Annotated in this window: 20 protein-coding genes and 3 pseudogenes; 10 read left to right on the top strand and 13 right to left on the bottom strand. The window is 65.5% G+C overall.

The features are described 5' to 3' along the window. Window positions 1-74: 74 nt before the first annotated feature. From ACQP0C_RS20670 to ACQP0C_RS20660, 3 genes are read right to left on the bottom strand one after another with little or no spacing between them, the layout of a single operon-like run. Window positions 75-770 carry an NAD(P)-dependent oxidoreductase gene (locus ACQP0C_RS20670; protein WP_433722142.1) on the bottom strand — a complete coding sequence of 232 codons (696 nt, stop codon included), beginning with the start codon at window positions 768-770 and terminating at the stop codon, window positions 75-77. A 21-nt stretch (window positions 771-791) separates the two neighbouring features. Further along, complete coding sequence (locus tag ACQP0C_RS20665) at window positions 792-1,382, bottom strand: NADPH-dependent FMN reductase (protein WP_433722140.1); 591 nt, start codon at window positions 1,380-1,382, stop codon at window positions 792-794. Window positions 1,383-1,408: 26 nt separating this feature from the next. Next, window positions 1,409-2,488: an NAD(P)/FAD-dependent oxidoreductase gene (locus ACQP0C_RS20660; protein ID WP_433722138.1), complete on the bottom strand. Its 1,080-nt coding sequence runs from the start codon at window positions 2,486-2,488 to the stop codon at window positions 1,409-1,411. Between the two features lie 170 nt (window positions 2,489-2,658). Between ACQP0C_RS20660 and ACQP0C_RS20655 the strand changes: the two genes are divergently transcribed. The 5 genes from ACQP0C_RS20655 (at window position 2,659) to ACQP0C_RS20635 (ending at window position 9,816) form a co-directional block, all read left to right on the top strand. Further along, window positions 2,659-3,594: an RNA polymerase sigma-70 factor gene (locus ACQP0C_RS20655; protein ID WP_433722136.1), complete on the top strand. Its 936-nt coding sequence runs from the start codon at window positions 2,659-2,661 to the stop codon at window positions 3,592-3,594. A gap of 158 nt (window positions 3,595-3,752) precedes the next feature. Next, window positions 3,753-5,585, top strand: a complete 1,833-nt coding sequence (locus ACQP0C_RS20650) for a S8 family peptidase (protein ID WP_433722134.1) — start codon at window positions 3,753-3,755, stop codon at window positions 5,583-5,585. A 25-nt stretch (window positions 5,586-5,610) separates the two neighbouring features. Beyond that, the gene (locus ACQP0C_RS20645) at window positions 5,611-6,969 is read left to right on the top strand and encodes a serine-threonine protein kinase (RefSeq protein WP_433722132.1); all 1,359 of its coding nucleotides are present in this window, start codon (window positions 5,611-5,613) and stop codon (window positions 6,967-6,969) included. A 64-nt stretch (window positions 6,970-7,033) separates the two neighbouring features. Then, window positions 7,034-9,331, top strand: a complete 2,298-nt coding sequence (locus ACQP0C_RS20640) for a serine/threonine-protein kinase (protein WP_433722130.1) — start codon at window positions 7,034-7,036, stop codon at window positions 9,329-9,331. 122 nt (window positions 9,332-9,453) lie between these two features. Continuing rightward, window positions 9,454-9,816, top strand: a complete 363-nt coding sequence (locus ACQP0C_RS20635; RefSeq protein ID WP_433722128.1) for an MmcQ/YjbR family DNA-binding protein — start codon at window positions 9,454-9,456, stop codon at window positions 9,814-9,816. Window positions 9,817-9,850: 34 nt separating this feature from the next. Here ACQP0C_RS20635 and ACQP0C_RS20630 read toward each other — a convergent pair whose 3' ends face one another. The 3 genes from ACQP0C_RS20630 to ACQP0C_RS20620 are packed head-to-tail and all read right to left on the bottom strand — an operon-like array spanning window position 9,851 to window position 14,397. After that, window positions 9,851-11,560 (bottom strand): ABC transporter ATP-binding protein, encoded by a 1,710-nt coding sequence (locus ACQP0C_RS20630; RefSeq protein ID WP_433722126.1) that lies wholly within the window; start codon window positions 11,558-11,560, stop codon window positions 9,851-9,853. Between the two features lie 19 nt (window positions 11,561-11,579). Then, window positions 11,580-13,394 carry an ABC transporter ATP-binding protein gene (locus ACQP0C_RS20625; protein ID WP_433722124.1) on the bottom strand — a complete coding sequence of 605 codons (1,815 nt, stop codon included), beginning with the start codon at window positions 13,392-13,394 and terminating at the stop codon, window positions 11,580-11,582. Window positions 13,395-13,416: 22 nt separating this feature from the next. After that, window positions 13,417-14,397 (bottom strand): alpha/beta hydrolase, encoded by a 981-nt coding sequence (locus ACQP0C_RS20620; RefSeq protein WP_433722123.1) that lies wholly within the window; start codon window positions 14,395-14,397, stop codon window positions 13,417-13,419. A gap of 75 nt (window positions 14,398-14,472) precedes the next feature. On the opposite strand from ACQP0C_RS20620, the gene ACQP0C_RS20615 reads away from it, so the two are divergent. Together ACQP0C_RS20615 and ACQP0C_RS20610 are read left to right on the top strand one after the other, a co-directional pair. Then, a complete protein-coding gene (locus ACQP0C_RS20615) occupies window positions 14,473-15,243 on the top strand; it encodes a helix-turn-helix domain-containing protein (RefSeq protein WP_433722121.1) in 771 nt (256 codons plus the stop codon). A gap of 282 nt (window positions 15,244-15,525) precedes the next feature. Then, complete coding sequence (locus tag ACQP0C_RS20610; protein WP_433722119.1) at window positions 15,526-17,166, top strand: GMC oxidoreductase; 1,641 nt, start codon at window positions 15,526-15,528, stop codon at window positions 17,164-17,166. Window positions 17,167-17,175: 9 nt separating this feature from the next. Here the strand turns inward: ACQP0C_RS20610 and ACQP0C_RS20605 are convergent. The 3 genes and pseudogenes from ACQP0C_RS20605 to ACQP0C_RS20595 all read right to left on the bottom strand — a co-directional run. After that, window positions 17,176-17,361 (bottom strand): annotated as a pseudogene (locus ACQP0C_RS20605) (acyl-CoA dehydrogenase family protein); the annotation flags it as partial. A 319-nt stretch (window positions 17,362-17,680) separates the two neighbouring features. Continuing rightward, entirely contained in the window at window positions 17,681-18,439 is a 759-nt protein-coding gene (locus ACQP0C_RS20600) for an SDR family NAD(P)-dependent oxidoreductase (protein ID WP_433722117.1), read from the bottom strand. Further along, window positions 18,429-18,845, bottom strand: coding sequence for an ester cyclase (locus ACQP0C_RS20595; RefSeq protein ID WP_433722115.1), 417 nt, complete (start codon window positions 18,843-18,845; stop codon window positions 18,429-18,431). The genes ACQP0C_RS20600 and ACQP0C_RS20595 overlap by 11 nt, the downstream gene beginning before the upstream one ends. 71 nt (window positions 18,846-18,916) lie before the next feature. On the opposite strand from ACQP0C_RS20595, the gene ACQP0C_RS20590 reads away from it, so the two are divergent. Both ACQP0C_RS20590 and ACQP0C_RS20585 read left to right on the top strand, forming a co-directional pair. Then, window positions 18,917-19,783, top strand: a complete 867-nt coding sequence (locus tag ACQP0C_RS20590) for a LysR family transcriptional regulator (RefSeq protein ID WP_433722113.1) — start codon at window positions 18,917-18,919, stop codon at window positions 19,781-19,783. A 31-nt stretch (window positions 19,784-19,814) separates the two neighbouring features. Then, window positions 19,815-20,195: pseudogene (locus ACQP0C_RS20585) on the top strand (cation transporter); the annotation flags it as partial. Here ACQP0C_RS20585 and ACQP0C_RS20580 read toward each other — a convergent pair. The 4 genes and pseudogenes from ACQP0C_RS20580 to ACQP0C_RS20565 form a co-directional block, all read right to left on the bottom strand. Then, the gene (locus ACQP0C_RS20580; protein WP_433734832.1) at window positions 20,173-20,346 is read right to left on the bottom strand and encodes a hypothetical protein; all 174 of its coding nucleotides are present in this window, start codon (window positions 20,344-20,346) and stop codon (window positions 20,173-20,175) included. The pseudogene ACQP0C_RS20585 and the gene ACQP0C_RS20580 sit on opposite strands and share 23 nt — an antisense overlap. Window positions 20,347-20,375: 29 nt before the next feature. After that, complete coding sequence (locus tag ACQP0C_RS20575) at window positions 20,376-20,588, bottom strand: recombinase family protein (protein WP_433722111.1); 213 nt, start codon at window positions 20,586-20,588, stop codon at window positions 20,376-20,378. A gap of 34 nt (window positions 20,589-20,622) precedes the next feature. Continuing rightward, window positions 20,623-20,808: pseudogene (locus tag ACQP0C_RS20570) on the bottom strand (recombinase family protein); the annotation flags it as partial. 266 nt (window positions 20,809-21,074) lie between these two features. After that, window positions 21,075-22,769 (bottom strand): hypothetical protein, encoded by a 1,695-nt coding sequence (locus tag ACQP0C_RS20565; protein ID WP_433722109.1) that lies wholly within the window; start codon window positions 22,767-22,769, stop codon window positions 21,075-21,077. Window positions 22,770-22,876: 107 nt separating this feature from the next. On the opposite strand from ACQP0C_RS20565, the gene ACQP0C_RS20560 reads away from it, so the two are divergent. Next, window positions 22,877-24,421 (top strand): acyl-CoA carboxylase subunit beta, encoded by a 1,545-nt coding sequence (locus tag ACQP0C_RS20560; protein WP_433722107.1) that lies wholly within the window; start codon window positions 22,877-22,879, stop codon window positions 24,419-24,421. The last annotated feature ends 267 nt before the right edge of the window (window positions 24,422-24,688 follow it).

Below are 24,688 nucleotides of genomic sequence, written 5' to 3'. Positions count from 1 at the left end.
GCGGAGCGGGCACCCGAAACCGGGTGCCCGCTTCATCATTGCGTTTCGTCGATGAGGAGTGCGACCCGATCGACTCAGTTCTTGGCGAGTGCTTCGCCACGGATCCACTGGAACAAGGTGGGGTTGTCGGCTGTGGTGATGACGCCGACGGTGGCGCGGACGTAGCGGTCATCGTCCAGCATGGTCAACATGCTCGCGGCCAGGTCCACCCGAGCGGTGAACCTGCCGTCGGCGTGGCCCTCGACGACGGTGTAGTCGGTGACCGACGGCAGGTGGTAGAGCCCGCTCGGGCGCACGATCGTCCAGTCCAGATCGCTGGCGCGGATCAATGTTTCCATCCGCCGCATATCGTCGTACAGCGTTTTACCCACCACACCCGTCACATACGGCAGTAATACGCGGTTGAACAGCAACCCGCCATCGGAATACGGCTGCGGGTCGACAGCGCCGGAGCTGACGACGGCGAGCCGACGCACCCGATGCCGTTCCATGGCGGCGACAATATTGGCCACACCACGCGAATAGGTGCTGATCGGTTCCTTGCCGGCGGGCACTCCGAGCGCCGACAGCACCGCATCCCGCTCCGCGACCGCGGCGTCGACGGCCACCGGATCGAACACATCGGCTCCGACCACCTCGAGGTGATCATGGTGCAGCGGAAACGCTTCCGGCTGCCGGGTAACCGCGGTGACCTGATGTCCGGCGGTGAGTGCCTGACCGGTGAGCAGGCGGCCGGTGGGACCATTGGCTCCGAAGACCGTGATACGCACGACAACTGTCCTCTCTGGTTACTACGCCTGCTGGGACACGGCCAGGGCAGGCACACGCAGCGGGCCGAGGGCTTGCGCCCACGCCAGCAGCTCGTCGACCAGCCTGTGCACCTGCGCCACGTGGAGCTCCCGCGGCCGGAAATCCGTGAAATTCACGAAGTCCTCACCCAGCGTCAGCGCCACCTGCGGCCCGATATCCGCCATTCGCAGCACGCCCGCCTGCGCACGCAGCTTCTGCACCGCCATGACCGCGCCGTAGATGCCGTAACCGACGTAGGCGACCGGCTTGCCGGCCCACTCACGGTGCAGGTAGTCGATAGCGTTGCTGAGTGAGGCGGGCGGAGCGGTGTTGTACTCGGGCGTAACGAAGATGTAGGCGTCGCACGAGCCGATCCGCTCGGCCCACCGCCGGGTGTGCGGCTGCTGGCCCGGCGCCCGGCCCGCCGGAATCGGCTCGTCGAGCAGTGGCAACTGGTGGTCCTTCAGGTCCACGAGTTCGAACTTCGTGGCGTCGCCGGCGTATTCGGCCGCCAGCTGCTGTACCCATTGGGCCACCCGGTCACCGTTGCGGCCGGGCCGGGTACTGCCGATGATGATGCCGATCTCGAGCATGTTCGATCCTCCGGTGGTGCTGTTCATCAGAAGCTGGAAACGCCTGCGCGGGCGCTGGCGAACGCGCTGTGGGTCACCATTTCCTTGAGGGCGACCGCGGGCCGTCCGGCGACGTAGATGCGCCGGACCGTGTCGTCGGCGTGGGTGAACTGGGCTACCGCGTCCTTCCTGCCCAGCGAAAAGCCACGGCTGAAATACGGGAAGGAGTGCGGCTTGGGCTTGCGGCCTTTGCGCAGGCGAGCGAAATTGTCGGCCGCGTGAATGGCTTGCGGCAGTGCGGTATAGCAGGCGAAGCGCGCTCCGGGCACGGCCGCGCAGTCGCCGACGGCGAAGATCCGCTCATCGCTGACGCTGCGCAGGAACTCATCGACGACGGCACGACCGCGCGCATCGACGGCGAGACCACTGCGCGCCGCGAGGTCGGGGACACCTGACACGATCGCCCACAGGGTCAGATCGGAGGCCAGCTCCGAACCCGACCGCAGCCGCACGACACCGTCGAACTGCCCTGCGCCCGCACTGATTTCGGCCACCTCATCGTCGACGATCTCGACTGTGAGCCGTTCCAAGCCGGAGCGAACCCGCCCGTACGTGCCTTCGGAAAGGCCGCCGCCCACCGAGGAACCGACCAGCCGCACCCGCACATCCGGTCTGGCCTCGGCTATTTCGGCCGCCGTCTCGATGCCCGTCGGACCACCCCCGATGACGGTGACCTGGCCGCCCGCGGGCAGGTCGGCCAGCGCCGCGCGAGCTTGTTGCGCGCCTTCCCACGTGCCCACCGGGACCGTTCCCGACATCGGCACAACGGTGCTGCCCACGGCCAGGAAGGCGTAGTCGAAGTCGATTCGCTCACCGTCGGTGAGGGCGATGGCACCGTCGCCGATCTTGTCGACGGTGCCGACCCGTGTTCTGATGCCTTCCCGCAGCATCTCTGCCAGGGGCGTGGCCGCCGAGTATGTTCCCGCGATCTGCTGGTGCAGCCGTACCCGCTCCACGAAGTCCGGGCGCGGGTTGATCACCGTGATCTCGGCATCCTTCACCTTCTTGGCGACCCGGTTCGCCACGAGCGTGCCCGAGTAGCCGCTGCCCACTATCAACACCTGCATGTCGGCCTCCTGTCTGCGTAACTGGACGAACATAAGATGCCGACGGCCGCGCCGATGTGACGTCGCAGCAGCGTGACATCCGTCACCGATCAGAGATGTCACAAAGCGGGCGGGACCGGCGTCTGGTGTGTGTGGCACAGTCGAGAGCGGACAACAGGCAGGAGTCGGCGATGAGCGAAGGCGGCGAGCGAACGATCGATACGGCCGAGCCGTGGCCGCACGACCGACCGGACCCAGCCACCGATGCGTTCCTCGCGCACCGCAACCTGCTGTTCACCGTCGCCTACGAGATGCTCGGCTCGGCCGCCGACGCCGAAGACGTGCTGCAGGAAACCTGGCTGCGGTGGGCCGGAGTCGACCTCCCGACCGTGCAGGATCAGCGCGCCTACCTGGTGCGCATCACCACCCGCCAGGCCCTGAGCCGACTGCGCACCCTGGACCGGCGCAAGGAGTCCTACGTCGGCCCCTGGCTGCCCGAGCCGCTGCTCACCGCCCCCGACGTGGCCGAGGACATCGAACTGGCCGACAGCGTCTCGATGGCGATGCTGCTCGTGCTCGAGACACTCACCCCGACCGAGCGCGCGGTGTTCGTACTGCGTGAGGTATTCGACCTGGCCTACGACGAGATCGCCGAAGCCGTCGACAAATCCCCGGTCACGGTCCGCCAGATCGCCCACCGCGCACGGGCACATGTCGCGGCCCGCAGACCGCGCGGAGTCGTTTCCTCGGCCGAGACCCGAGACGCACTCGCGGCATTCCAGCGAGCGGTCGAAACCGGCGATATCCAGAGCCTGCTGGCGATCCTCGCGCCCGACGTGGTGGCGCTCAACGACGGTGGCGGCATCAAACAGGCCCTCCCGCGCCCCATCGTCGGGGCCGACCAGGTGGCTCGACTGTTCGCCGTCTACTGGAACACGATCGGCGCCACCGCGACGCTGCAACCGACCCAGGTCAATGGATACCCGGCACTGATCATCCGGCTCGACGGGGAGCTCGACAGCGTGATGGCGGTGCGCATCGACGACGGACTCATCAGCGGCGTCTACTCGGTGCGCAACCCGCAGAAGCTGTCGCATATGGAACGCGAAACCTCGCTGCACCGCTGACCCCGAAACGCGGACCCGCCTGCACGCGATGAACACGCACCCACAGCGCGGGCCGCATCGCGAAATCGAGTAGTGAACTACCCGTGACCAGCAGCGATAGCTGCTTGAAGCTGATGGTGCGGATCGCAATCCGAGCATGATGTGCGGGAGCCGGAGCCATGGGTGACATCGACGTGTGGAAAGACAGGGTGCTGTCGGTCCTCGACACCGTGCCCCCGGGCAAGACGGTGAACCAGAAGAGGTTGCTGACCATGGTCGCCGCGCGGTTCGCCGCCAAGTTCGAGGCGGGCGAACGCGATTCGATGGCCGGCGAGCCGATGTGGTGGTTGGCGGTTTCCGACGCTGTGAGCAAGCTGCGCGACGAAGAGTTCATCGCGCAGGGGGCGATCGAACTCACCGTGCTCGGCCGGAGCCAGGCGCCCGCCGCGATCCTCCGCGCAGCGGCCTATGTTCCGGCGCAGACGCAGACGCCAGCAAACGGCTCGCCGGGCAGGCTGCCGGTGGCGGGCGTGATCGCGCCACCGTTGCGCGCCCATCTCGAGACACGCAGATCCGAGCACGCCCGAACGGCCGCGATGGGTATCGCGATGCCAGCCGGGGCGGACGGTCCGATATCCGTCATGGTCGAGCTCAACGCCGGCTACGGCCGCGGCCTCAATGCCGCGTTCAACCGGCTCAAAGAGCTCTGGAAGCTTGTCATGGCTGCCGGTGCCCCGTACCGCCTCACAGACGAGTACGCGACCGGCCGGTTGACCCAGGACCAGATCGAGGGGCTCGTGTCAGCGGATGCCGTGGCGTCGGACATGCTGGCCCGGGCCATGCAACGCATCTGGCCGGATTTCGAAATCCACGGTCAGATCGACCAGTCCTTCGTGACGATCAAAGCCGAAGCCGCCCAACGATCGTTCAATGCCTACGGCGAGGGAATCGTCTGGGCCGTGGTGGATTCGGGCATAGACCAGAGCCATCCGCATTTCCTCGCCAATGCGACCCTCAGCGATCGATCCGTGCGCGATCTGCATCGGACCTGCCCGGGAGACGGACCTCCTGTTCGTGACGGTGCTCTCGTGGACGAGGAGGGGCACGGTACCCACGTCGCCGGAATCATCGCGGGCGGACTCAGCGGATGGGCGAAAAAGGTTGTCGTCACCGAGAATCGGTACAACACCGCCGACGGCGCCGAGCTGCGCCGGCGTACGGTCGCCGAGCCGGCGCGCCTTTGCGGGATCGCGCCGCGGGCAAGGCTGGTGAGTCTCAAGGTGCTCGGCGCGAAGGGGAATGAAACGGCACGCGTCGGGCGGGTGATCCAAGCGCTGTCCTATGTGCGCAAGGTCAACGCGGCCAGCGATAGCGCACTCCGTATCCACGGCGTAAACCTGAGCCTCGGCTACGGATTCGATCCGGCGTGGTACGCGTGTGGGAGCAGTCCGCTGTGTATCGCGGTCGACAAGCTCGTCCGCAGTGGCGTCATCGTGGTCGTCGCGGCCGGTAACTCGGCCTACGTCAGCCTCTTCGTCGAAGACCAGAACGCGCCCAACCGATTCAGCACCGGAATGACGATCAACGATCCGGGAAATGCCAAGCGAGCGGTCACGGTCGGTTCGACGCACCGCGATGCGCCGCATACCTATGGCATCTCCTACTTCTCGTCGCGAGGGCCGACCGGCGACGGGCGGATGAAGCCGGACCTGGTGGCTCCGGGCGAACGGATCACGTCCGCTGCCGCCGGCAAGCTCGGTGCGGACGCCTTTCGATCATTGGGCAGAGGTGAGGAAGGCGCGGCCGTGTATATCGAGCAGAGCGGCACCAGCATGGCCGCCCCGCATGTGTCGGGTGCCATCGCCGCGTTCCTGTCGGTCCGGCGCGAATTCATCGGCGACCCCGAATCGGTCAAGCAGATCTTTGTAGAGTCGGCGACGCCGCTGGGGCGCGATCGCTATCTCGAAGGCGGCGGACTCCTCGACCTGATGCGAGTCCTGCAATCCGTCTGAACCTGGCGACCAAGGAGTGATAGAAATGCCGGAATTTGTTGGCGATAAGCCACTGTGGATCGTTTCGTTCGATAAGGACGGCGATGTCGATCGGGTCGGCGCGGACGAACTCGTCGCGGGCGTGCGCGAGCGGGCGGTCACCGACCTGATGGTGTTCTCACACGGCTGGAACAACGACCGGAGTAAGGCGGTCGATCTGTATCAGCGGTGGTTCGGAAAGCTGGACACATTGCCGACCGTCGCGACGCGCCGGATCGGCTACGTGGGCGTGGTGTGGCCGTCGGAGCGCTGGACCGACGAACCGATCGGGGATTTCACGCCGGCCGCGGCGCCCACCGGAGCCGCGGCGGCGGGCCGCCGGGAATCCGTTCCCGCTGGATCACCTGCGCTCGATGCCGACACCTTGCAGATGTTGAAGGCGACCTTTCCAGATGGTGCGCAACAGCTCGATCGGATTGCGGAACTGTTGGGAACCGAAGAGCCGGACAGTGACACCTTCGACGAGCTGTTCGGACAGATGCGCGAGTTCAGCATCGCCACGTTCCCGGGAAATGCCGACAGCGAAGGCCCGGACGACAGCGCGGACACCGGGTTTCCCCCGATGCTCAGCCCGGACAACGATGCGTCGAAGGTGTTCCGGAACTTCGCGATGGAGCTGATGAGATCGGGCGTCGACCTCGATTCGGCGCAGGGTGGCGCTGCCGGAATCGGTGACTTTCTCGGGAAGGTGCTACACGGCGCCAAAGAGGCGCTTCGGACGCTGACGTACTGGCAGATGAAGAACCGCGCCGGTGTCGTCGGCGAGCAGGGCCTGGGACCGCTTCTGGGACAGTTGAATCGGGAATTCCCGAGTCTGCGCATCAATCTGATCGGGCACAGCTTCGGCGCGCGGGTCGTGTCGTATGCCCTGACCGGGCTGCCCGACGGCCTGGTCCCGTCGCCGGTGAAATCTGTCACGCTGCTGCAGGGTGCGTTCTCGAGCTTCGCCTTCGCGGATCCGTTACCGTTCGATCGGAACCGCCGTGGCGGTCTGGCCGGACGATCCAGCCGGGTGGACGGGCCCGTTTCGGTCTGCTTTTCCAGCCACGACGGAGCATTGGGCAATTTCTACCCCCTTGCGTCGAAGGTCGCGGGAGACAACGCCGCGGGCGCGCACGGTGACAATCCGTGGACGGCGATGGGAGCAGTCGGCGCATTCGATGTGGCCCAGGTAGAGCTACGCGGCGTAGGCGACGACTATCCGTTCGCCGGGGGCGAGCTGATCAATATCGATGCCTCCGACACCGTAATGAACGGCAATCCACCGTTCGGCGCACACAGTGACATCGTGCACGAAAACCTGGCCTGGGTTGCCGTGAAGGCAGGCAAGCTCGACACGCCGTGACCCAACTTCGACTCCCGCGAATGAGGGGTCGCGGCGGGGCGCATCTCGGGCATACGAGGATCCCATGGCGAACAACCCTCATCACCTGACGCGAAGCAGTAACCGAGCCGTTCCCAGCGATCCGGCGATCGCCACCCAAGCGGGACTGGCGGCGGTGGTCGCACGGTTCGCCGGCGCATGGGATGAGCAGGACTCGGCACCCGAGCTCGCCGAGTACCTACCCGGACCTGCCATATCGGAGTTCCGCAGGATCTGCCTCATCGAGTTGATCAAGGTCGATATGGTCAATCGGTGGCGGCGTGACGAACAGCCCAAGCGGCTCGGCGACTACACCAGTGAATTTCCTGAACTCCGGGCGATTCCGCTACCACCGGACCTGGTGTACGAAGAGTTTCACTGTCTGCAACGCAAGGGCGTGGCGATTGATTCGGCGGCATACGCGCAGACAGCCCGGTCTGGACTCGACACCCGCTACCGCAGCACGCTGATCGCAAGTCCACGCGCGCACGGTGCGCTCACACGTCTCGATATCGGTGACCGGATCGACGATTTCGACCTGCTGCTCGAGCTCGGGAGCGGCGCATTCGCAAGTGTCTTCCTTGCCCGTCAACTGTCGATGGAACGGCTGGTGGCACTGAAGATCTCCCACAATCACGGGATGGAGCCGCAGACACTGGCGCAGCTCGACCACCCCTATATCGTTCGCGTTTTCGACCAAAGACTGCTGGAAGATCGCGACCTCAAACTGCTCTACATGGAGTACGTCCCCGGCGGCACCCTGCTGAGCCTTTTACAGCGCGCCGTCGACGTGTCACCGAGTCGGCGCAGCGGCCGGTTGCTGCTCGATGTCGTCGACGAAGTGTTGGGCGAGAAGGGCATTCGTCCTACCGGGTCCGAAGCTCGCCGCACCATCGCCGCCCTGTCGTGGCCGGAAACGATTGCCTGGCTCGGCCGCAGACTCGCCGAGGCCCTCGACTATGCCGCACAGCGCGGTGTGCTGCACCGAGACATCAAGCCAGCGAATGTACTGCTGACTGCCGAAGGTGTCCCGAAATTGGCGGATTTCAATATCAGCTTCAGCAACCACATTCCGGGTGCCGGTCCCGCCGCATACTTCGGCGGGTCGCTGGCCTACATGTCACCCGAGCAGTTGGAAGCATGCCATCCGTATCTGCTGGGACGGGCCGAGGATCTCGACGCCCGCAGCGACATCTATGCCCTCGGAGTAATGCTGTGGGAGCTGCTGACCGGCCGAAGGCCATTCGACGACGAGACCGACGCCGGCGATTCGGCCCCTTCGCTCGAACGCATGCTCGCCCTGCGGCGAGGAGGAATCGGGCACACCGCACTCGCCGACCTGCCCCCTGACTGCCCCGAAACGTTGCGCCGTGTGCTGTCGACCTGCCTCGCACCGCGGCCCGAGGACCGATGGGCCTCCAGCGGCGAGCTCGCCCAACAACTGACACTGTGCCTGGACGCCCGGGCTCGAGATCTCGTCGACCCACCACGCGGCAGTATGCGGCAGCGACTTGCCCTGCGGCCGGTGCCGGTCGTGACGACCGCCCTCATCATCGGGCAGGTACTGGCTCTGCTCTATCTCTACGAACACAATGTGACGCTGTTGAACACGCACCTACCCGCCACGGGCAAGCCGACCTTCGCCAGGATGGTGACGATCGTCGGCGTCAGCTTCCACCTGTTCTGCGCCGGACTCATTCTCTACCTCTCCCACAGCGTCATCACCGTGCCGTGGGGAATGCGCAAAGGCAGACGATACAGCGCAGCAAAACTGGCGAGAACTCGATCGGACACCCTGGCCTGCGGCAAGCGCGCCGCGCTGATCATGTTGGCGGGATGGGCCTTAGCGCTGATCGTCCTCGGTACAACAGTGCTCATGGTGAGCGAACTGCCCGCCGGGATGCTGATCAACATCTTCGCCACCCACCTGCTGTGCGGGGCCATCGCAGCCGTATACCCGTACTTCCTTGTCGACTACCACGTGGTGCGCTGGTACTACCCGGCTCTGCTGCTCTATGGCAGAACTACCGCCACCGACGCCGAACAACTCGGCCGACTGGCGCGTCAAGCGACTCGAATGTTGCTGGCCGCCGCATTGATCCCGCCCCTCGGTGCGGCGCTCGGGACGATCTTCCTGGATCCGAGCGATCTGCGGTCGGTCATCGGCTCGATCATCGGTCTGACCGTGGGCGGGGCCGCTGCCTTCACTCTGTCGTTCGCGCTGTACCAGCCGCTGCGCGCAGATCTCGAAGCGCTCGGACGATCGGTCAATGCCGAACTACCGCACCGCGCACAACCGGGCCCCGACGCCGAGAATCGAGTCATACCAACGCATCACCGGTAGCTCTCGCCATGCGCCGACCGTTGGCTGTTGTGCGCGGCTGGGATCGAGGTCAGTACCGGGCGTTATTCGGTCAGCCCGCTCGGTGGGGCATCGGTGTCGGAGCCAGGTGGCATCATCGGCGTATGGTCACCGTCGAGGATGTGCGCGAACTGGCGCTTACCTTGCCTCGCTCCTACGAGGCGGTCGTCGCGGACCGCATCAAGTTCCGCGTCGGGCGGATCGTCTACATCGCCTTCTCCCGCGACGAATCCGTCATGGGCTTCGCCTTTCCCAAGGCCGAGCGCGCCACGCTCATCGCCGCCGAACCGGAGAAGTTCCGGCTGCCACGGCCATCGGATCAGCGCTACAACTGGGTCGACTGCTGGATGGCCGCGATCGACGAATACGAGATGCGCGAATTGATCATCGACGCTTGGCGAATGGTCGTACCAAAATTTCTGCACGACCATCCCAGCACATCCATCGCTCTACGTCGCCAGGGCTGAGACAGCGGCGCCCGCGAATTTCGGGAGCGAACAGTCACACCGCTGCTGTCAGGGAAAGATTCCAGAAGGCAGCGTAGCGGCCATTGCGGCGCAGCAGTTCGTCGTGGCTGCCTTGCTCCACGATTCGGCCATTGTCCACAAAGATGATGCGATCGGCGCGTTGGATGGTCCGCAGCCGATGCGCGACCAGCACCACCGTTCGGCCCGCCATGAGGCGTTCGATGCCTTCGTGGACGGCGGCTTCGTTCACCGGGTCCAGTGCGGAGGTCACCTCGTCCAGCAATACGATGGGCGCGTTCTTCAGCAATGCTCGTGCGATCGAAATGCGTTGGCGCTCACCACCGGACAGCAGTGCGCCGCCCTCGCCAACGTTGGTCGCCCATCCTCCGGGCAATCGCTCGATCACCTGGTCCAACCGCGCCGCCGTCGCCGCCGCCCGCACCTCGGCAACGCTTGCGTCGGGACGGCCGAGGCGTACGTTCTCCTCGATCGTGCCGTCGAAGAGATAGACATCCTGGAAGACAATGGCGATCTGCGCCATCAATACCTTCGTGTCGATCGCGCGCACGTCGACACCACCAACCCGCACCGCGCCCGCGTTCACGTCATAGAACCGCGCGAGCAACTGCAGCAATGTGCTCTTACCCGCACCCGACGGTCCGACAATGGCGAGCCGCTGGCCCGCTGGCACGGACAATGACACATCGTCGATCACCGTGCGGCCGCCGTGCTCGAATGCGACGGACTCGAACTCCAGGTCATGGCCGACCGGCCGGATCGGATCGAGAGCCTCCGGCAGCGGATCGGTGCGCAAGACCGTGTCGAGTCCGGCGAGCACGGAACGTGCGCCGCGCAGTTTGCCGCCGATAGCCGACAGTGACAGCAGCGGATCCGCACAGCGCGCTGCCAGCACCAGGATCGTCAAAACCTCTGCCGCGCCGATGCTTCCGCTGAGCGCGAGGTAGGCGCCCAGGAACAGCAATACGGTGAACACTGTCTGCACCGTGAGCGTCAAACCCAATACGCCGGGCAGCGCCGACAGGGTGGAACGGCGGGACGCGCGCTGGAGGTCCTGCAGCGAGTCGTCGAGCAACCGGAAGCGTTCGACGGTCCGACCGCCCGCGCGCAGCACCGGCTGGGCCTGGAGATATTCGACGACTCGCCCGGTGGCCTCATGGTCACGCTCGGCATGCTGCGCATCGGTGGTGGCTGTCGAGCGTCTGGTCCAGATCTGGATCGCCGCCACGATCGGTGCGGCGACCAAGGCGGCCAGCCCCATCTGCCAATTGAAGGCGAGCATCACGACGACGATCGTCAAAGGGGTCACACAGGCGCAGATGAACGGTGCGAGCAGATGCGCGATAACGCTCATCGCCTGTAGGACGCCACGGCTGGCCAGCACGGACACCTCCCCCACACGGTCTGCGCTGTACCAGCCGATGGGCAATCGGGCCAGATGATCGCCGAGACGGTGGTACATACCGCGCAATAGCGTTGTCCCGACGCGGAAACCGGACAGATCGCTGCGATAGCGCAGCGCCCCGTAGACCGCGACCGCGGTACCGAACGCGATCAGCCAGGGCCGTGCATCTCCGGGACTGCTCCCGAACAGTTCCCGCAGCACCGGAACCAGCAGTGCGTAGGACAAACCCTCGGCTATCGCGGTTGTGGTCATCAGGGCTACGGTGCGACGCACCGGCCTGGCGTACTCGTGTCCCAGCACGCGTAGCAGCATTCGAATCATCGGGGCTCGTCTCCTTGCGCTATGCCAGCGGGGTTTCGATCTCGTCGGCGATAGCCGATCGATGGGATTGCCAGAACGCGGCGAATCTTCCGTTCTGTGCGAGCAATTCGGCGGGCCTGCCGCGCTCGACGATCGACCCGTTCTCCAGCATCACGACGGTATCGGCGTCGGCGACGGTCTCCAGGCGATGGGCGATGACCAGAATTGTTCGATCCCGCGCCAGTGTCGAAAGGGCTTGGCGCACAGCCAGTTCGGTCTGCGGATCGGCGAAGGCGGTCGCCTCGTCGAGCACCAGAACGGGGGTGTCGGCGAGCAGGGCGCGTGCGATGGCGATCCGCTGTGCCTCGCCACCGGAGAGTCCGGCCTCTGCATTGATCACCGTTTCGTACCCGCGCGGCAACTCGAGGATTCGGTCATGAATATTGGCCAGCCGGGCGGCGCGAACCACGTCGTCGAGGTCGGCATGCGGTACCGCCAGCGCGATATTGTCCGCGACCGATGCGCGCAACAGGCGAACGTCCTGGAAGACGAAGGAGACCATCTGGTACAGCTCGCGGCTGCCGAGCTCGCGCAGATCGACACCGCCCAGCGCGACCGAACCGTGAGTCGGGTCGAAGAACCGCGGCAACAGCTGAACCAACGTGGATTTTCCGCTTCCCGACGGTCCGACGACCGCGGTGACCGTCCCCGGTTCGAGCACTAGATCGATCCCGCGCAGCACCTCGTGATCGGCGTCGTAGCCGAATCGAACGTCACGCAGCTCCACCCGGTGGCCTTGTGGCGCAACCGGTTTCGCGGGTTCGGGGAGCGACGGCACCTCGAGTACGTCTCGGATCCGGCCGACCGCGCGTCCGGCGGCTTGCATATCGTCGAAGCCGTGGCCCAGAGCCGCGACCGGAGCCGTCAGGCCCAGGCCGAGCAGTAGGAAGGGCAGCAAGTCGGCGGGTGCCATGCCGCCCGACGTGATCAGCGCCGCACCGCCGATCAGCACGACCAGCAGCACGAACGGCGGTGACAGCGCCAGCTGCATTCCCGCGGCGATCCCGGAGACACCGTGCACCCACTGATAGAAGCTGTTGACGAAATCATCTGCGGCCGTGCGGAATTTGCGATGGGCGCGCCCGGATCCGCCGAACGCCTTGACCACCGAGATACCCTGCACAAACTCGATGGCCGAATCCGAAATCCGCCCCATGGCCGCATCGAATTCCGTCTGCTCGCGCTGCCGGAGCGGGGTCATCATCAGGGGGACCAGCGCCATTGCCAGCACCACCGGTATCAGCGTGATCAGCGTGAGCCGCCAGTCGACGGTGAACAAGTAGATCAGCGATACCAGTGGCACCACGAATGCAGAGACGAGTTCGCCGGGGGTGTGGGCGATGAACGGGTGTACAGCACCCACGTCCTCCCCCACCACCTTTGCCAGCTCGCCGGTCCGGCGCTGGGACAACCAGCCGATCGGCACCCGCCCCAGCCGCTCGGCCAGTTTTCGGCGAAACGAGAGTTGTACTCGGCCGTCGAGAATATGCCCGATTCCCGATGACGCGGCTGTGCAGACCAGTCGGATGAACAAGCCGACCGCACCCGCGATCACGACGACCCGGACATGATCGTGATCGATCTGGTTGGGCGACAACAGGGTTCGACCCAATTCGACCACTGCCAGCAACGGCGCCAGACCCGCGATAGCGCCGATCACCTGCAGGATGACAACGGCCGCGAAACTCCGTACGTAGGGTCGCAGCAGCCCCGCCAGGCTCTGTCCCGCTGCGGAATCGGCATCCGGTGGTGATGTGGAATGGCCCCTCGCTTGGGCAAGGTGTGTGGTGGTCATCGCTATCCCGTCCCGCCGCGCCCTATCGCGCCGCTGCGCCAGAGCGCTCCAGCAAGTGGCTGCGCAAGTGAGCCAGGATCTCGGTGCGTGCGGGCCGGGCCGCGGGCACCAGGCCCGGCATGCTCAGGAAGGCGTGCACCGCTTCCGGGTAGCGGGTCAGCGTCACCTCGACGCCCGCCTTTCGCAGCCGCTCGGCGTAGGCCGGAGCCTGGTCTTCCAGCGTGTCCAGACCCGCGGACTGGATGAGGGCCGGAGCGAGTCGTGCGAGGTCGTCGCTCTCGATCGGTGAAATCGCCCGGGCGTCGAACGATGCGGGTAACGCAATGCGTTGCACGGCACGGCAATTGGCCGGGGTGGCGGTCGGGCTGTCGGCGTTCTCGGTGAACGAGGGGTACTCGAAGACGCGGGCGGTCCAGTCGAGCTGCGGGTTGATCAGCACCTGGGCGCGCACCGGCAGCCCGAGTTCCTTCGCCTTGATCGCGGTGAGCGCCGCGAGCGTGGCACCCGCACTGGCGCCGAGCAGGGCGAGCCGAGTCGGATCGGCTCCCCACACGGGAGCCAGTTCGAGTAGGTGGGACACGGACTCGTAGGCATCCTCGATGGGTGCGGGCACCGGGTGCTCGGGCGCCAGCCGGTAGTCGACCGAGATGACCACGGCCGGGCAGTTGACCGCCAGGTGACTGAGCAGCCAGTCGTCCTGATCCGGTGCGCCACCGATGAATCCGCCGCCGTGGAATGCGACGATCAGCGGCAGGTCCGTGCCCGCGCGCTCGGGCCGGTACACGCGAATGCCCAGCCGCCGCTCGGGCAGATCGAGGACGGGTGTGGTGATGGTCGCGCCCCGATCGGGCTTGCCGGTGGCGAGCCGACCGATCGCGGAGCGGCGCTTGCGGAACTGCGCTTCGCGCAATTCGATGACCGCATCCGGAGTGATCGAATCCCAGTCCGGTTCGGTCGATAGCGCGGTGAGAATTCGAACCCGCAGTGGAACTTTGCCTCGCATGATGTGCCCTCCGGCTGGTAGTGGTGCTCTGGTCGACCGCCGCCTTGCTGGCGGTATGGCGATACCCTGGCAGTTGTGACCGTGGGTGCGCTTTCGGAAATATGCGGTACGACAAAGTCGCCGCTGGTGTGGGTGCGGCCGGGTCATGTCGGCTATATCGGGCCAGAACTCGGCGTGGACCTGCATTCACCCTCGGTCGCGGTGCTCAGCGTCGGTCTCGACGAGCCATTCGTCCTGGAGTCCGCCGCGCACGGGGATATCCGCACCGGCAGCTCGTTCGCCCCCGCTCGCGCGGTGCACCGCGTCGTCGCCCCCGAGAAGTGGATCCTGCTGCTGTTCGTCGACCCCGCGGGTGCGCCCGCCACCGGCATCGCGGAGGAGATGACGGCGACCGCCGGGCCGTACGGTCTCGGCCACCGGCGCGAACAGGAGCTCATCGACCTGTGCCGTGACGAGGATGTGGATCCGGACCGAATCTTCGCGCAGGCCGTCACCGGCCGGGCACCGGCCGCCGATCAGCGGATCGAGTCGGTCGCCGCCGCGATCCGCCAGGACCCGAATCGCACATTCCGGGCCGAAACCATCGCCGCTGACCTGGGCCTGTCCACCACCCATTTCCTCCGGCTGTTCAGCCAGCAGTCCGGCACCACGTTCCGCGGATATCAGCGGTGGACCCGCGTCATGCACGCGATCCGCGACGCCGCCACCGGCCGCGATCTCACGCGATGCGCCACCGACGCCGGTTTCGCCACCCCATCGCACTTCAGCGAAACCTTCCACCACATGTTCGGACTGTCCGCCACCGCGGCGCTGCGCTCCGGTATTCGCTTCGATCTCGGAACCTAGCCTGCGCCTTGTCGTTTCGATAAATTGCGGACTTTTGGGGTGGCAATCTGGGCGCGGTGGCTGTTGTTCTCGCGGCACGCACCTCCGCACGAACGGCAGGATTCGGCGTTCTCTTCGAAATAGGTTGTGGGCCAGCACTATTGCCATTTCGGCTCGGGCAGGACAACCCGCTCGCCATCGTGACACATCAACGATGCGATTCGCCTCGACGCCCAACTAGAACCTGTTACAGTCTGCCGACTCGGGGCGCTCTCCTGCGCCTCATATCGGAAGGTTTCGCTCATGTACGACCGACGCCCCTCGGCCAACACCGGCGTTCGCCAAGGGATGACCCGCCGGAAATTCTTGGCGGGCACTGCAATTGCGGCCGGAGCAATGGCACTGGGTCCGGCCGCGTGGACCGCGAAGGCGTCGGCGGCACCCATCGGCAATGGGGATCACGTACCGAATCTGATTATCGGAAGCGGCTACGGCGGAGCGGTCGCGGCACTGCGCTTGTGTCAGGCGGGCAAACAGGTCGCGATGATCGAGATGGGGCAGAACTGGACCACGCCCGGGTCGGACGGAAAAGTCTTCTGCACCATGATCGATCCGGACGAGCGGTCGTACTGGTTCCGGACCAGGACCGATCAGCCGATCGGCTATTTCGTCGGTGCGGATATCAACCGAGACATCAGCCCGAGCGACGCCGGTGTGCTCGACTCGGAGCATTTCGCGACGACGCGGGTGTATCAGGGCCGCGGCGTGGGCGGTGGCTCGCTGGTCAACGGCGGCATGGCTCCGCTGCCGAAACAGGACTACTTCCAACAGATTCTGCCATCGGTGGACGCGTCGGCGATGTACTCCACCTACTTTCCCCGGGCTCAGGCCGCACTCGGGGTCAACAATGTCGACCCGGCGTGGTTCGAGTCCGCCGAATGCTACAAATACGCGAGGGTCAGTCGAAAGACCGCCAACAACGCCGGCTACGCAACGACATTCGTGCCGAATGTCTACGACTTCAGTTATATGCAGAAGGAGCAGGCGAATATCGTCACGCGCTCGGCGCTGGGCGGTGAGGTGATCTATGGCAATAACTTCGGAAAGCGCTCACTGGACAAGACCTATCTGGCGGTGGCCGCCGCGACCGGCAAACTGAGCATCTCCCCACTGCACAAGGTCACCAGCGTGGCACCGGCCGCGAGCGGCTACACGGTGGTCATCACGCAGATGGATGTGCTCGGCAATACGGTGGCGACCAAGACCGTCACCGCGGATAAGGTGTTCTTCGCGGCAGGCAGCGTCGGTACCAGCAAGCTGCTGGTGACGATGAAAGCGCTGGGCAAGCTGCCGAACCTGGCCGATGCGGTCGGCGCGGGCTGGGGCAACAATGGCAATGTGATGGTTGGCCGGGCCGGGCTGGATTTGACCGGGGCATTGCAATCGGCGATTCCGTGTATGGGCGTCGACAACTGGGCCGATGCCAATGGTCCGGTGTTCGCCGAAATCGCCCCGTTCCCAACGAATACCGAGAACGGCGTGAATCTCTATCTGGCGATCACCAAGAACCCCAACCGCGCTCGGTTCACCTACAACTCGTCCACCGGCGGGGTGGACCTGTCCTGGCAGGCGTCCTACACCCAGCCCTCGATAGATGCGGCGAAACGAGTATTCGACGCCATCAATTCCAAGGCGGGCACGATCTATCGGACCGATCTGTTCGGCGTCTACAAGATCTGGGGCGACGACTTCGTGTACCACCCCCTCGGCGGCTGCCTGCTCGGACAGGCCACCGATAACTACGGCAGGCTCAACGGATACTCCGGTCTGTACGTCATCGACGGTTCGCTGATTCCCGGCAGCACCGGCGTCAACCCCTTCCTGACCATTACCGGCCTCGCGGAACGCAATATCGAAAAGATCATCGCCTCCGACCTGGCATGACCTGCCGTCTCAGAGCGAGCGGGAGATGATTTCCTTCATGATTTCGCTGGTGCCGCCGTAGATGCGGTTCACGCGGGAGCCGGTGTACATATTGGCGGTCGGGTACTCCATCATGCAGCCGTAGCCGCCGAAGAGTTGCAGGCAGCGGTCGACGACCTTGTCGCAGGTTTCGGCGGCGAACAGCTTGGCAGGAGATCGCGCCGAATCAATCGGGCACGTATTTCAGAACGGCCAGAGCTGGCCGATCTGCCCGACCAGAAGCTGTGGCGCATCGACCCGGCCGCCGACTAGGCTCCCGATGCGACGGCAGCCCCGAGCGACTGAAGAACCGCGGATGGTTGACGATCACGATCCGGTCGGAGCCCGGGGGCCGGCACGAACCAGCCTTCGAGCGGCGTCCCGTCCTCGGAGGGGTACGTGACCTCCTCGAAGTCCAGCCCGTGCTCGGGCGGGGAGTGCGGCACAGGCGAGCGCGGCGAGGTGCTGAAACGATCGGCGATCGCGTCGAGCACGGTCAGGCCCCCGTTCGTGTCACGCCGCCGTCGACGTGCAGGATCTGGCCGGTGATGAAGTCGGCGTCGTCCGAGACCAGGAAGCTGAGGGCGTTGCCGAGATCCGCCGGGATCGACCGGCGCTTGATGGTCTGCATGGCAGTCATGCGGGCGAACACCTCGTCGGCAGTCGGGCCGTCCGTCCTGACGCGGCCCAGGAAGCCCTGCGTCGCCACCAGGCCGGGCGCGATCGCGTTGACCGTGATGCCGCAGTCGCCGAGCTCGTTGGCGAGCGCCCGGGTCAGCGCGTGCACGGTGCCCTTGCTGGTCAGGTACGCGAGGTCGCGGTTCTGCGTCATGGTGATGCCCGAGCCGGTGTTGACGATGCGCCCCCACCCGGCGGCCCGCATCCCCGGCGCGAACGCCTGGGCGAGGAGCAGGATCGCCTCGACGTTGACCGCCTGCACCCTGCGCCACAACTCGACCGTCACGTGGTCGAGATCGGTGAAGGGGAAGATGCCGGCGTTGTTGACCAGGATGTCGCAGCGCCCGTACCGGTCGAGGACCGTGCCCACTACGGCGTCGACCTGCGACGGCTCGCTGATGTCGCACACCAGCCCCAGCTTGTCCCCACCGCCCGTCAGTTCCGTCACGGCCTCCGCCGGGTCGTCGATGTCGACAGCGACCACGTTCGCGCCGTCCGCGGCGAGCCGCTGGCAGTATGCGTACCCGATGCCGCGAGCCGCCCCGGTCACCAGGGCCGTCTTTCCGTCAAGCGCCACGGGTGAACTCCAATCCGATCTGGGTGGCGATCGCGAAGTAGTCCTCCAGGTGCCAGGTCTGCACGATGCGGCCGTCGACCACCCGGTGGAAGTCGGCCGCCCGGAACTCGACCTCGCGGCCGGTGCCCTCGACGCCGAGCAGTTCCCCTGTCTGCTTCGCGCGGTTGACCGCCCGCACCGCGACCATGTCCCCGTTCACGACGACGTCCTCGATCTCGATGGTCAGGTCGCTGAACACGCCGCGAAGGTGAGCGATGCTCGCCTTCCAGCCCTCCGGTCCGCCCCCGGTGCGCAAGGGCGGGACGGCCTCCCACTTCGCGGCGAGGGCCTCGTCGACCAGCGCGGTGTCACCGGTGGAGAGGGCCTCGTAGAAGCGCCGGACCGCGATCTCATTGTTCGTTGGCATGGATCTCACGCTAGGGACGTACACCCTCGGTCATCAAAGATCTATTCCGGAACACGTAATACGATTCAGGCATGACGGACCTCGACCTCCGGTTGGTGCGCTACTTCACCGTCGTCGCGTCACACCTGCATTACGGCCGAGCCGCGGCCGAGCTGCGCATCGCGCAGCCGTCGCTGAGCCGACAGATCAGCCAGCTCGAGGCCCAGGTGGGTGCGCGGCTTCTCGACCGTACGCGGCAAGGTACACAGCTCTCCGAAGCGGGAGAAGCCTTCCTCCCCCACGCACGAGCCTTGTTGCGGTCGTCCCATCAGGCCGCGGCCACCGCCCGGGCCGCCGCGCAGCCAACCCGGATCACCATCGGCTACACCGCGGGCCTGATCGTCACCCCGGCGGTGCAGAACGTGCGGCACAAACACCCCGACGCCGACGTACGCACGTTGCACCTAGATTGGAACGAGCCGCGCGAGGCCCTGCTCAACTGGCGGATCGACGCGGCCATCACCCGGCTGCCGCTGCACACCGACGGCCTGCACGTCACGATCCTCCACGACGAGCCGAAGATGCTGCTCGTACCGGTCGGGCACCGGCTGGCGGGCAAGGAGTCGGTTACGCTCGACGACATCGAGCACGAGCCGATCCCCCGCTTCCCGGATCCGGAATGGGACGCGTACTGGCGCATCGACCCGCGGCCGGGAGGCCGCCCCGCACCCGACGGACCCCCGGTCGAGACCATCGAGGACAAGCTCGAATGCATAGCCGCCGGGCAGGCCGTGGCAATCATCCCGGCCGCCCTGCACACCGGCGGCACCCGACCCGACCTCACCACCATCCCGCTGCACGGCGTCGAACCGAGCCACGTCGTCGTGGCAACCCGGGCTGCGGACCGCAGCCGACTGGTGGCCGCGTTCCGCACGGCGGCCCGTGACTGCCTGAGCTGAACGCCAGTTTTCCCAAGATCGTTGGTCACGGGCCTTCTTCGCGCTGGCCGCCTATGTCAGCATCGATTCGATCCTGTCCCTGGTGAGAGTTGGCGGCGAGGCTCGGCATTCGCCGGTCGGTATCGGGCTGGCAGCGGTGAGCCTGGCGATCATGCCGGTGCTGTCGTGGGCGCAGCGTCGTACCGGGCACGAACTCGGTTCCGCCTCAGCGGTTGCCGACTCGAAGCAGACTTTGCTCTGCACGCACCTGTCGGCGGTGCTGCTGACCGGATTGCTGATCTGCTGCCCATCCCCCATGGCTCTCGGTGTGAGCGACCCGCTGCTGGGCACGAATGCGCGTGCTGCGCCTGAATCGCACCGATATGGTCGATCGCCATCCGGCGTGCTGATCACCTGGTTGGGGTGCCGGTAAGGATCGTGTCACCAGCCGCGAGTCGCCAGTGTCGGTTCGCAGTGTCGCGGTCGAGGTGACGGTAGATCGTTTTACGCGAGACGCCGAAGGTCCCACCGATCTGGGCGACGGTGTACTTGCGCTTGCCGCGCTGGTCGCGTTTGTCGTACATCTCCCGCGCCTCGAGGACCTGTAAGTGGGTCAGGCTCGAGGCCGGCCACCGACGCGCCCGCGGGCCCGCGCAGATTCCAAACCTTCGCGGGTGCCTTCGCTGATCAGGTCGGCGGTCATCTCGTCCATGGCAGCGAGGACGTGGAACAGGAATCGTCCGGCGGGGGTGGTGGTGTCGATGCCTTGTTCGAGCACGATCAGGCCGATTCCGCGTTCGTCGAGTGCGGCGGCGAGTTCGGTCATGTGCCGCACCGACCAGGGACGGCCGCGACAGCCGAGTGATTACCAGTTCGTCGCCGCGCCGCAGATGGTCGAAGCACTTATCCCATTCCGGGCGGCGTGCGAGTTTGCCCGAAGCCTTGTCCACCCAGATCTGCTCGCACCCTGCGGCGTTGAGTGCGTCGATCTGGGAGTCGTCTTTCTGTCCGCGCGTGGAGACCCGTGCATACCCGAACCGAGCCATGCCCGGAACTGTCCCATAAAGGGCCGACAAAGCCACGTTGCGTCCCATAGATTCCGCACACGGATTGTGTCCCGGATCGGGAGGTCGCCGACCTGGGGATTCCGGCGAGTACCGGCAGCAGCCGATTCTGGGTCGAAAACGCACGTTTTCGACCCAACACACCGCGTGATCAGCGGCCTTGCAGCTCACTATTGCCAGCATGTGTGCGGAGCTGACCCGCTCGATGCAGCATGCGCAAAACGGGTTCGAGCGTCTGTGTTGGTTGTTCAGTTGCGGCCAGAGGTGATGTAGTAGTACATGGGGTCGATCATGTCGATGAGATGTTCGATTTCGTTGTCGGTGAAGCGGTTTCGACGGCTGATGGTGATCAGCACGAGGTCGTTGATCGTTTTGGCGATGGTGTCGAATTCGCTGATGGGTGGCGCGGGTGCGGTGCTGGTTGCGCTTCGCGACGGGTTTACGCGTTTCAGGTCGGCGCTGGCGTTGGCGGCCAACGTGCGGAGAATGCCGCTGGCGCCGCGTGGGCTTGCGGCGGCAGTGTGGTCGTAGAACTGAATGGCGGCTTGGATCAGTGCCGCTGGGTGAGGATGAACAAGGGAGTGGTCGGTTCGGTCGGCGTCTGTGCGCTCGGCGGGCTCGTTCGCCATTCCGTCGAGCTGGGTGAGGGATTGCGCTTTCGCTGTCAGGTAGCGCGCAACCAGGATGTCTCGGAAGGTGCCGTATTCAGCGGTTCGGAGTAGGTCGATCGCTGCCTGTTCGTAGTTTTCTACGGCCGAAACGATGCGGTCGAATTCGGCGGTAGGGTCGGGCCGGTTGAACCGGCGGGTGAAATCATCGAGGCGCAGTAGGGCTCGGATGTTGCCTTCGTGGCGGTGGCGTTCTGTGGTGGTTGCGGGGAAGCAGGCCAACAACTTTCGCGTCCAGTTATCTATGTTGTCGCCGAAGATCGTGGCGCACAGCTGCTGGTGTTCGGGATGGGTTGCATAGGCCATGTGGATTCGGTGCAGTCCGACGATGACATCGGCGAGTTCGTTTGCCCGTAGGGTGTCTTGCGGCTCCCGGGCGATCCTCGGGGTGGGGCCGCACAGCTCGATCAGCGCGGTGGCGATCAGGTGATGCGCTCGCATTTCGCGGTCAGGATCTTCTTCGCCGAGGGCGCGGGCGTGTTCGGCGTGGAATCGCGCCAGTTCGTGGTGCAACTGCCAGCCGAGGGCGTCGGCGAATGTCATCTCGGTTTCTTTGATGGACCGGATCCGGCTCAGCCCGGTGGGCTCGTAGTCGGGTTTCCTGCACAGGGCCATTTCGGCGGCTGCCGCTGCGCGGGTGGAGCGGATCCCCATCATGCAGTCCAGGCGCGCTGCCGGATCGACCAGGGCGATCCCGCGGCGCGCCCAGTCACGGGCCGCGACTACCGGTTGCTGATCCCCGCGGCGCCGTTGTTGCAGGTGGCGTTCGGCCAGCTCGGCCGCCCAGAACAGCATGTCGGAGCGCTCATTGCGGGTCGATGCGTGGTCGAACTGTTCTTCCAGACGAGCGATGTCGTAATGCCGGGCGGAGAACCGCGCCTCCAATCGTTGCGCATCGACCCCGTCACCCCGAGTGCCGGCGTGTTCGCCTCGCGCGGCGAGCGCTGCGATCTGCTCTGGGACCGGCCGATTGTCGGCTGTCAGGTTCTCGATAACCGCGGCGGCAAGTGCTTCGAAGGTTCTGAAGTGTTTCCACATGGTGGCCTTCGGGATCGGGCCCTCGGTGCCGTCGCGTCGAATGTATCCACGGGCACTGCCGCACACATCGGCGAGCGTGAGCCGTTCGATCGAACTGCCCGGACGGGGTGTGGTGATTCTGTCCATCATCACGTGCTCGGCGGCGGCGACGATCATCGCCCTGGTGTGTTCTTCGAGTGCACGGCCGGCCCGCGCCTGGTAGCTCGTTGCACCGCGGTGCATTGCTGTAGACGACATGACCTCTGAGTCTATTGCAGTGCACATAGTTGTGTACTCGTCTATTCCAGCTAGTGTCGGCTCCTGAAGATGAAACCGGCAGCCCCGGTTCGAGGGAGGACTCATCTATGGAGACGACTGGCGCGAAACATGCTCTGCTGCAAAAGAATCTGACAGCAGCGCGTGAGCCGACAGGGGCGGCGGGAATCGCCAAACGCGCCGCGAAGAACATTCCCAGCCCGCGCGAGCGCATCGAAATGCTCTTGGACCCAGGTAGTTTCATCGAAGTCGGTGCGCTCGTGAGGCAACCGGGACGTGCTGATGCCCTCTACGGTGACGGCGTGGTCACCGGGCGGGGCACGGTCGATGGGCGTGCGGTAGTGGTGATTTCGCACGATCAGACGGTGTACGGCGGATCGATCGGGGAGATGTTCGGGCGGAAGGTTGCCGCAGCAATGGACTTGGCGGCCGATGTCGGGTGCCCGTTCGTCGCGATCAACGATTCTGGTGGTGCCTGGGTACAGGACACGGCGACCTCGCTCGCGTGGTACGCGGCCCTGAGCCGGCGGCAGCTACGCATGTCCGGTCTGGTCCCACAGGTGTCGTTGATGCTGGGCAAATGTGCTGCGGGGGCGGTCTATTCACCGATCAACACCGATGTGCTGATAGCGACCGAATCCGCCTACATGTTCGTCACCGGCCCCGACATCATTCGTGAGACCACCGGTGAAGAGGTCACCCTCGAAGAGCTCGGTGGCGCGTTCAACCAAGCCCAGAACGGAAACATCCACCACGTCGCCGCCGACGAACGCGCGGCATTCGCTTGGGCGCGCAACTATCTGGGCTTCATGCCGTCCAGCTGCTTTGACCAGCCACCGATCGTGAATCCGGGCATTGAGCCCGCCCTCACCGACAGCGACCGGGAATTGAATACGATCATTCCCGATTCCGACCGGGCCGGATACGACATGTACGACATCCTGGCAAGGATCTTCGACGACGGCGATTTCCACGAAGTCGGCGATGCCGCCGCTCGCAATCTGATCACCGGCTTCGCGCGGGTCGACGGCCGCAGCATCGGTGTGGTTGCCAACCAGCCACTGGTGGCCAGTGGGGCGATCGATGCCCGTTGTTCGGACAAGGCGGCGCACTTCATCCGGCTCTGCGACGCATTCGGACTGCCTCTGGTCTTCGTTGTCGACACACCGGGTGTCCTGCCCGGCGTCGAAGAGGAAAAGATCGGCGTCATCAAACGCGGCGGCCGATTCTTCTACGCCGTCACCGAAGCCACCGTGCCGATCGTCACCGTCATCGTGCGCAAAGCCTACGGTGGCGCCTACGCCGTCATGGGATCCAAGCAACTTGGCGGCGACATCAACCTCGCCTGGCCCACGGCGCGCATCGCCGTCATGGGCGCCGAAGCTGCCGTAAGCCTGACCCAGCGCCGCCAACTCGCAGCCGTCCCGGACAGCGAGCGGCCGGCCCTGCGCCAGCAGCTGATCGACTTCTACAACGCCACCATGGCCATCCCGTGGACCGCCGCCCAACGCGGCTACATCGACGCGGTTATCGAACCGGCCCATACCCGACTGGAGATCCGCAAAGCGCTGCGCCTGCTCCGCGACAAAGACATCCAGCACGGCCCCCGCAAACACCACCTACTGCCGCTCTAGAACTCAACCGGCCAGTGACGGACACGCTTCCCTATCGACTGGTCAGACATCCGGTCTGCCTGGCGCTGGATTGACCGCGGCCGACACCCAAAGGCGGGCCGAACGTCCTCAATTCGGGATGGGAATGAGTTGCCCGCGGGGTGCGGCGTTGGAAACGACTGGGCCAGCCATCGAGACGAAACTGTAGAAGGGATCCACCAATGTCCAAGCCCGAAGCGCCGCGCCCGTCCGATCTCACCGCTGGGCGAGCAGGCACGCGGTCGCAGC

The sequence above is a fragment of the Nocardia sp. CA-129566 genome (assembly GCF_050956075.1).
Classification (GTDB): Bacteria; Actinomycetota; Actinomycetes; order Mycobacteriales; family Mycobacteriaceae; genus Nocardia.
The sequence above is the reverse complement of the archived record's forward strand: the minus strand, read 5'-3'. Positions and strand labels throughout refer to the sequence as shown.

Coding starts and splice junctions, on each gene's coding strand:
- ACQP0C_RS20665 (WP_433722140.1), bottom strand. CDS start 1,382: ATGCTCGAGATCGGCATCATCATCGGCAGTACCCGGCCCGGCCGCAAC.
- ACQP0C_RS20660 (WP_433722138.1), bottom strand. CDS start 2,488: ATGCAGGTGTTGATAGTGGGCAGCGGCTACTCGGGCACGCTCGTGGCG.
- ACQP0C_RS20655 (WP_433722136.1), top strand. CDS start 2,659: ATGAGCGAAGGCGGCGAGCGAACGATCGATACGGCCGAGCCGTGGCCG.
- ACQP0C_RS20650 (WP_433722134.1), top strand. CDS start 3,753: ATGGGTGACATCGACGTGTGGAAAGACAGGGTGCTGTCGGTCCTCGAC.
- ACQP0C_RS20645 (WP_433722132.1), top strand. CDS start 5,611: ATGCCGGAATTTGTTGGCGATAAGCCACTGTGGATCGTTTCGTTCGAT.
- ACQP0C_RS20640 (WP_433722130.1), top strand. CDS start 7,034: ATGGCGAACAACCCTCATCACCTGACGCGAAGCAGTAACCGAGCCGTT.
- ACQP0C_RS20635 (WP_433722128.1), top strand. CDS start 9,454: ATGGTCACCGTCGAGGATGTGCGCGAACTGGCGCTTACCTTGCCTCGC.
- ACQP0C_RS20630 (WP_433722126.1), bottom strand. CDS start 11,560: ATGATTCGAATGCTGCTACGCGTGCTGGGACACGAGTACGCCAGGCCG.
- ACQP0C_RS20625 (WP_433722124.1), bottom strand. CDS start 13,394: ATGACCACCACACACCTTGCCCAAGCGAGGGGCCATTCCACATCACCA.
- ACQP0C_RS20620 (WP_433722123.1), bottom strand. CDS start 14,397: ATGCGAGGCAAAGTTCCACTGCGGGTTCGAATTCTCACCGCGCTATCG.
- ACQP0C_RS20610 (WP_433722119.1), top strand. CDS start 15,526: ATGTACGACCGACGCCCCTCGGCCAACACCGGCGTTCGCCAAGGGATG.
- ACQP0C_RS20595 (WP_433722115.1), bottom strand. CDS start 18,845: ATGCCAACGAACAATGAGATCGCGGTCCGGCGCTTCTACGAGGCCCTC.
- ACQP0C_RS20590 (WP_433722113.1), top strand. CDS start 18,917: ATGACGGACCTCGACCTCCGGTTGGTGCGCTACTTCACCGTCGTCGCG.
- ACQP0C_RS20580 (WP_433734832.1), bottom strand. CDS start 20,346: ATGTACGACAAACGCGACCAGCGCGGCAAGCGCAAGTACACCGTCGCC.
- ACQP0C_RS20575 (WP_433722111.1), bottom strand. CDS start 20,588: ATGACCGAACTCGCCGCCGCACTCGACGAACGCGGAATCGGCCTGATC.
- ACQP0C_RS20565 (WP_433722109.1), bottom strand. CDS start 22,769: ATGTCGTCTACAGCAATGCACCGCGGTGCAACGAGCTACCAGGCGCGG.
- ACQP0C_RS20560 (WP_433722107.1), top strand. CDS start 22,877: ATGGAGACGACTGGCGCGAAACATGCTCTGCTGCAAAAGAATCTGACA.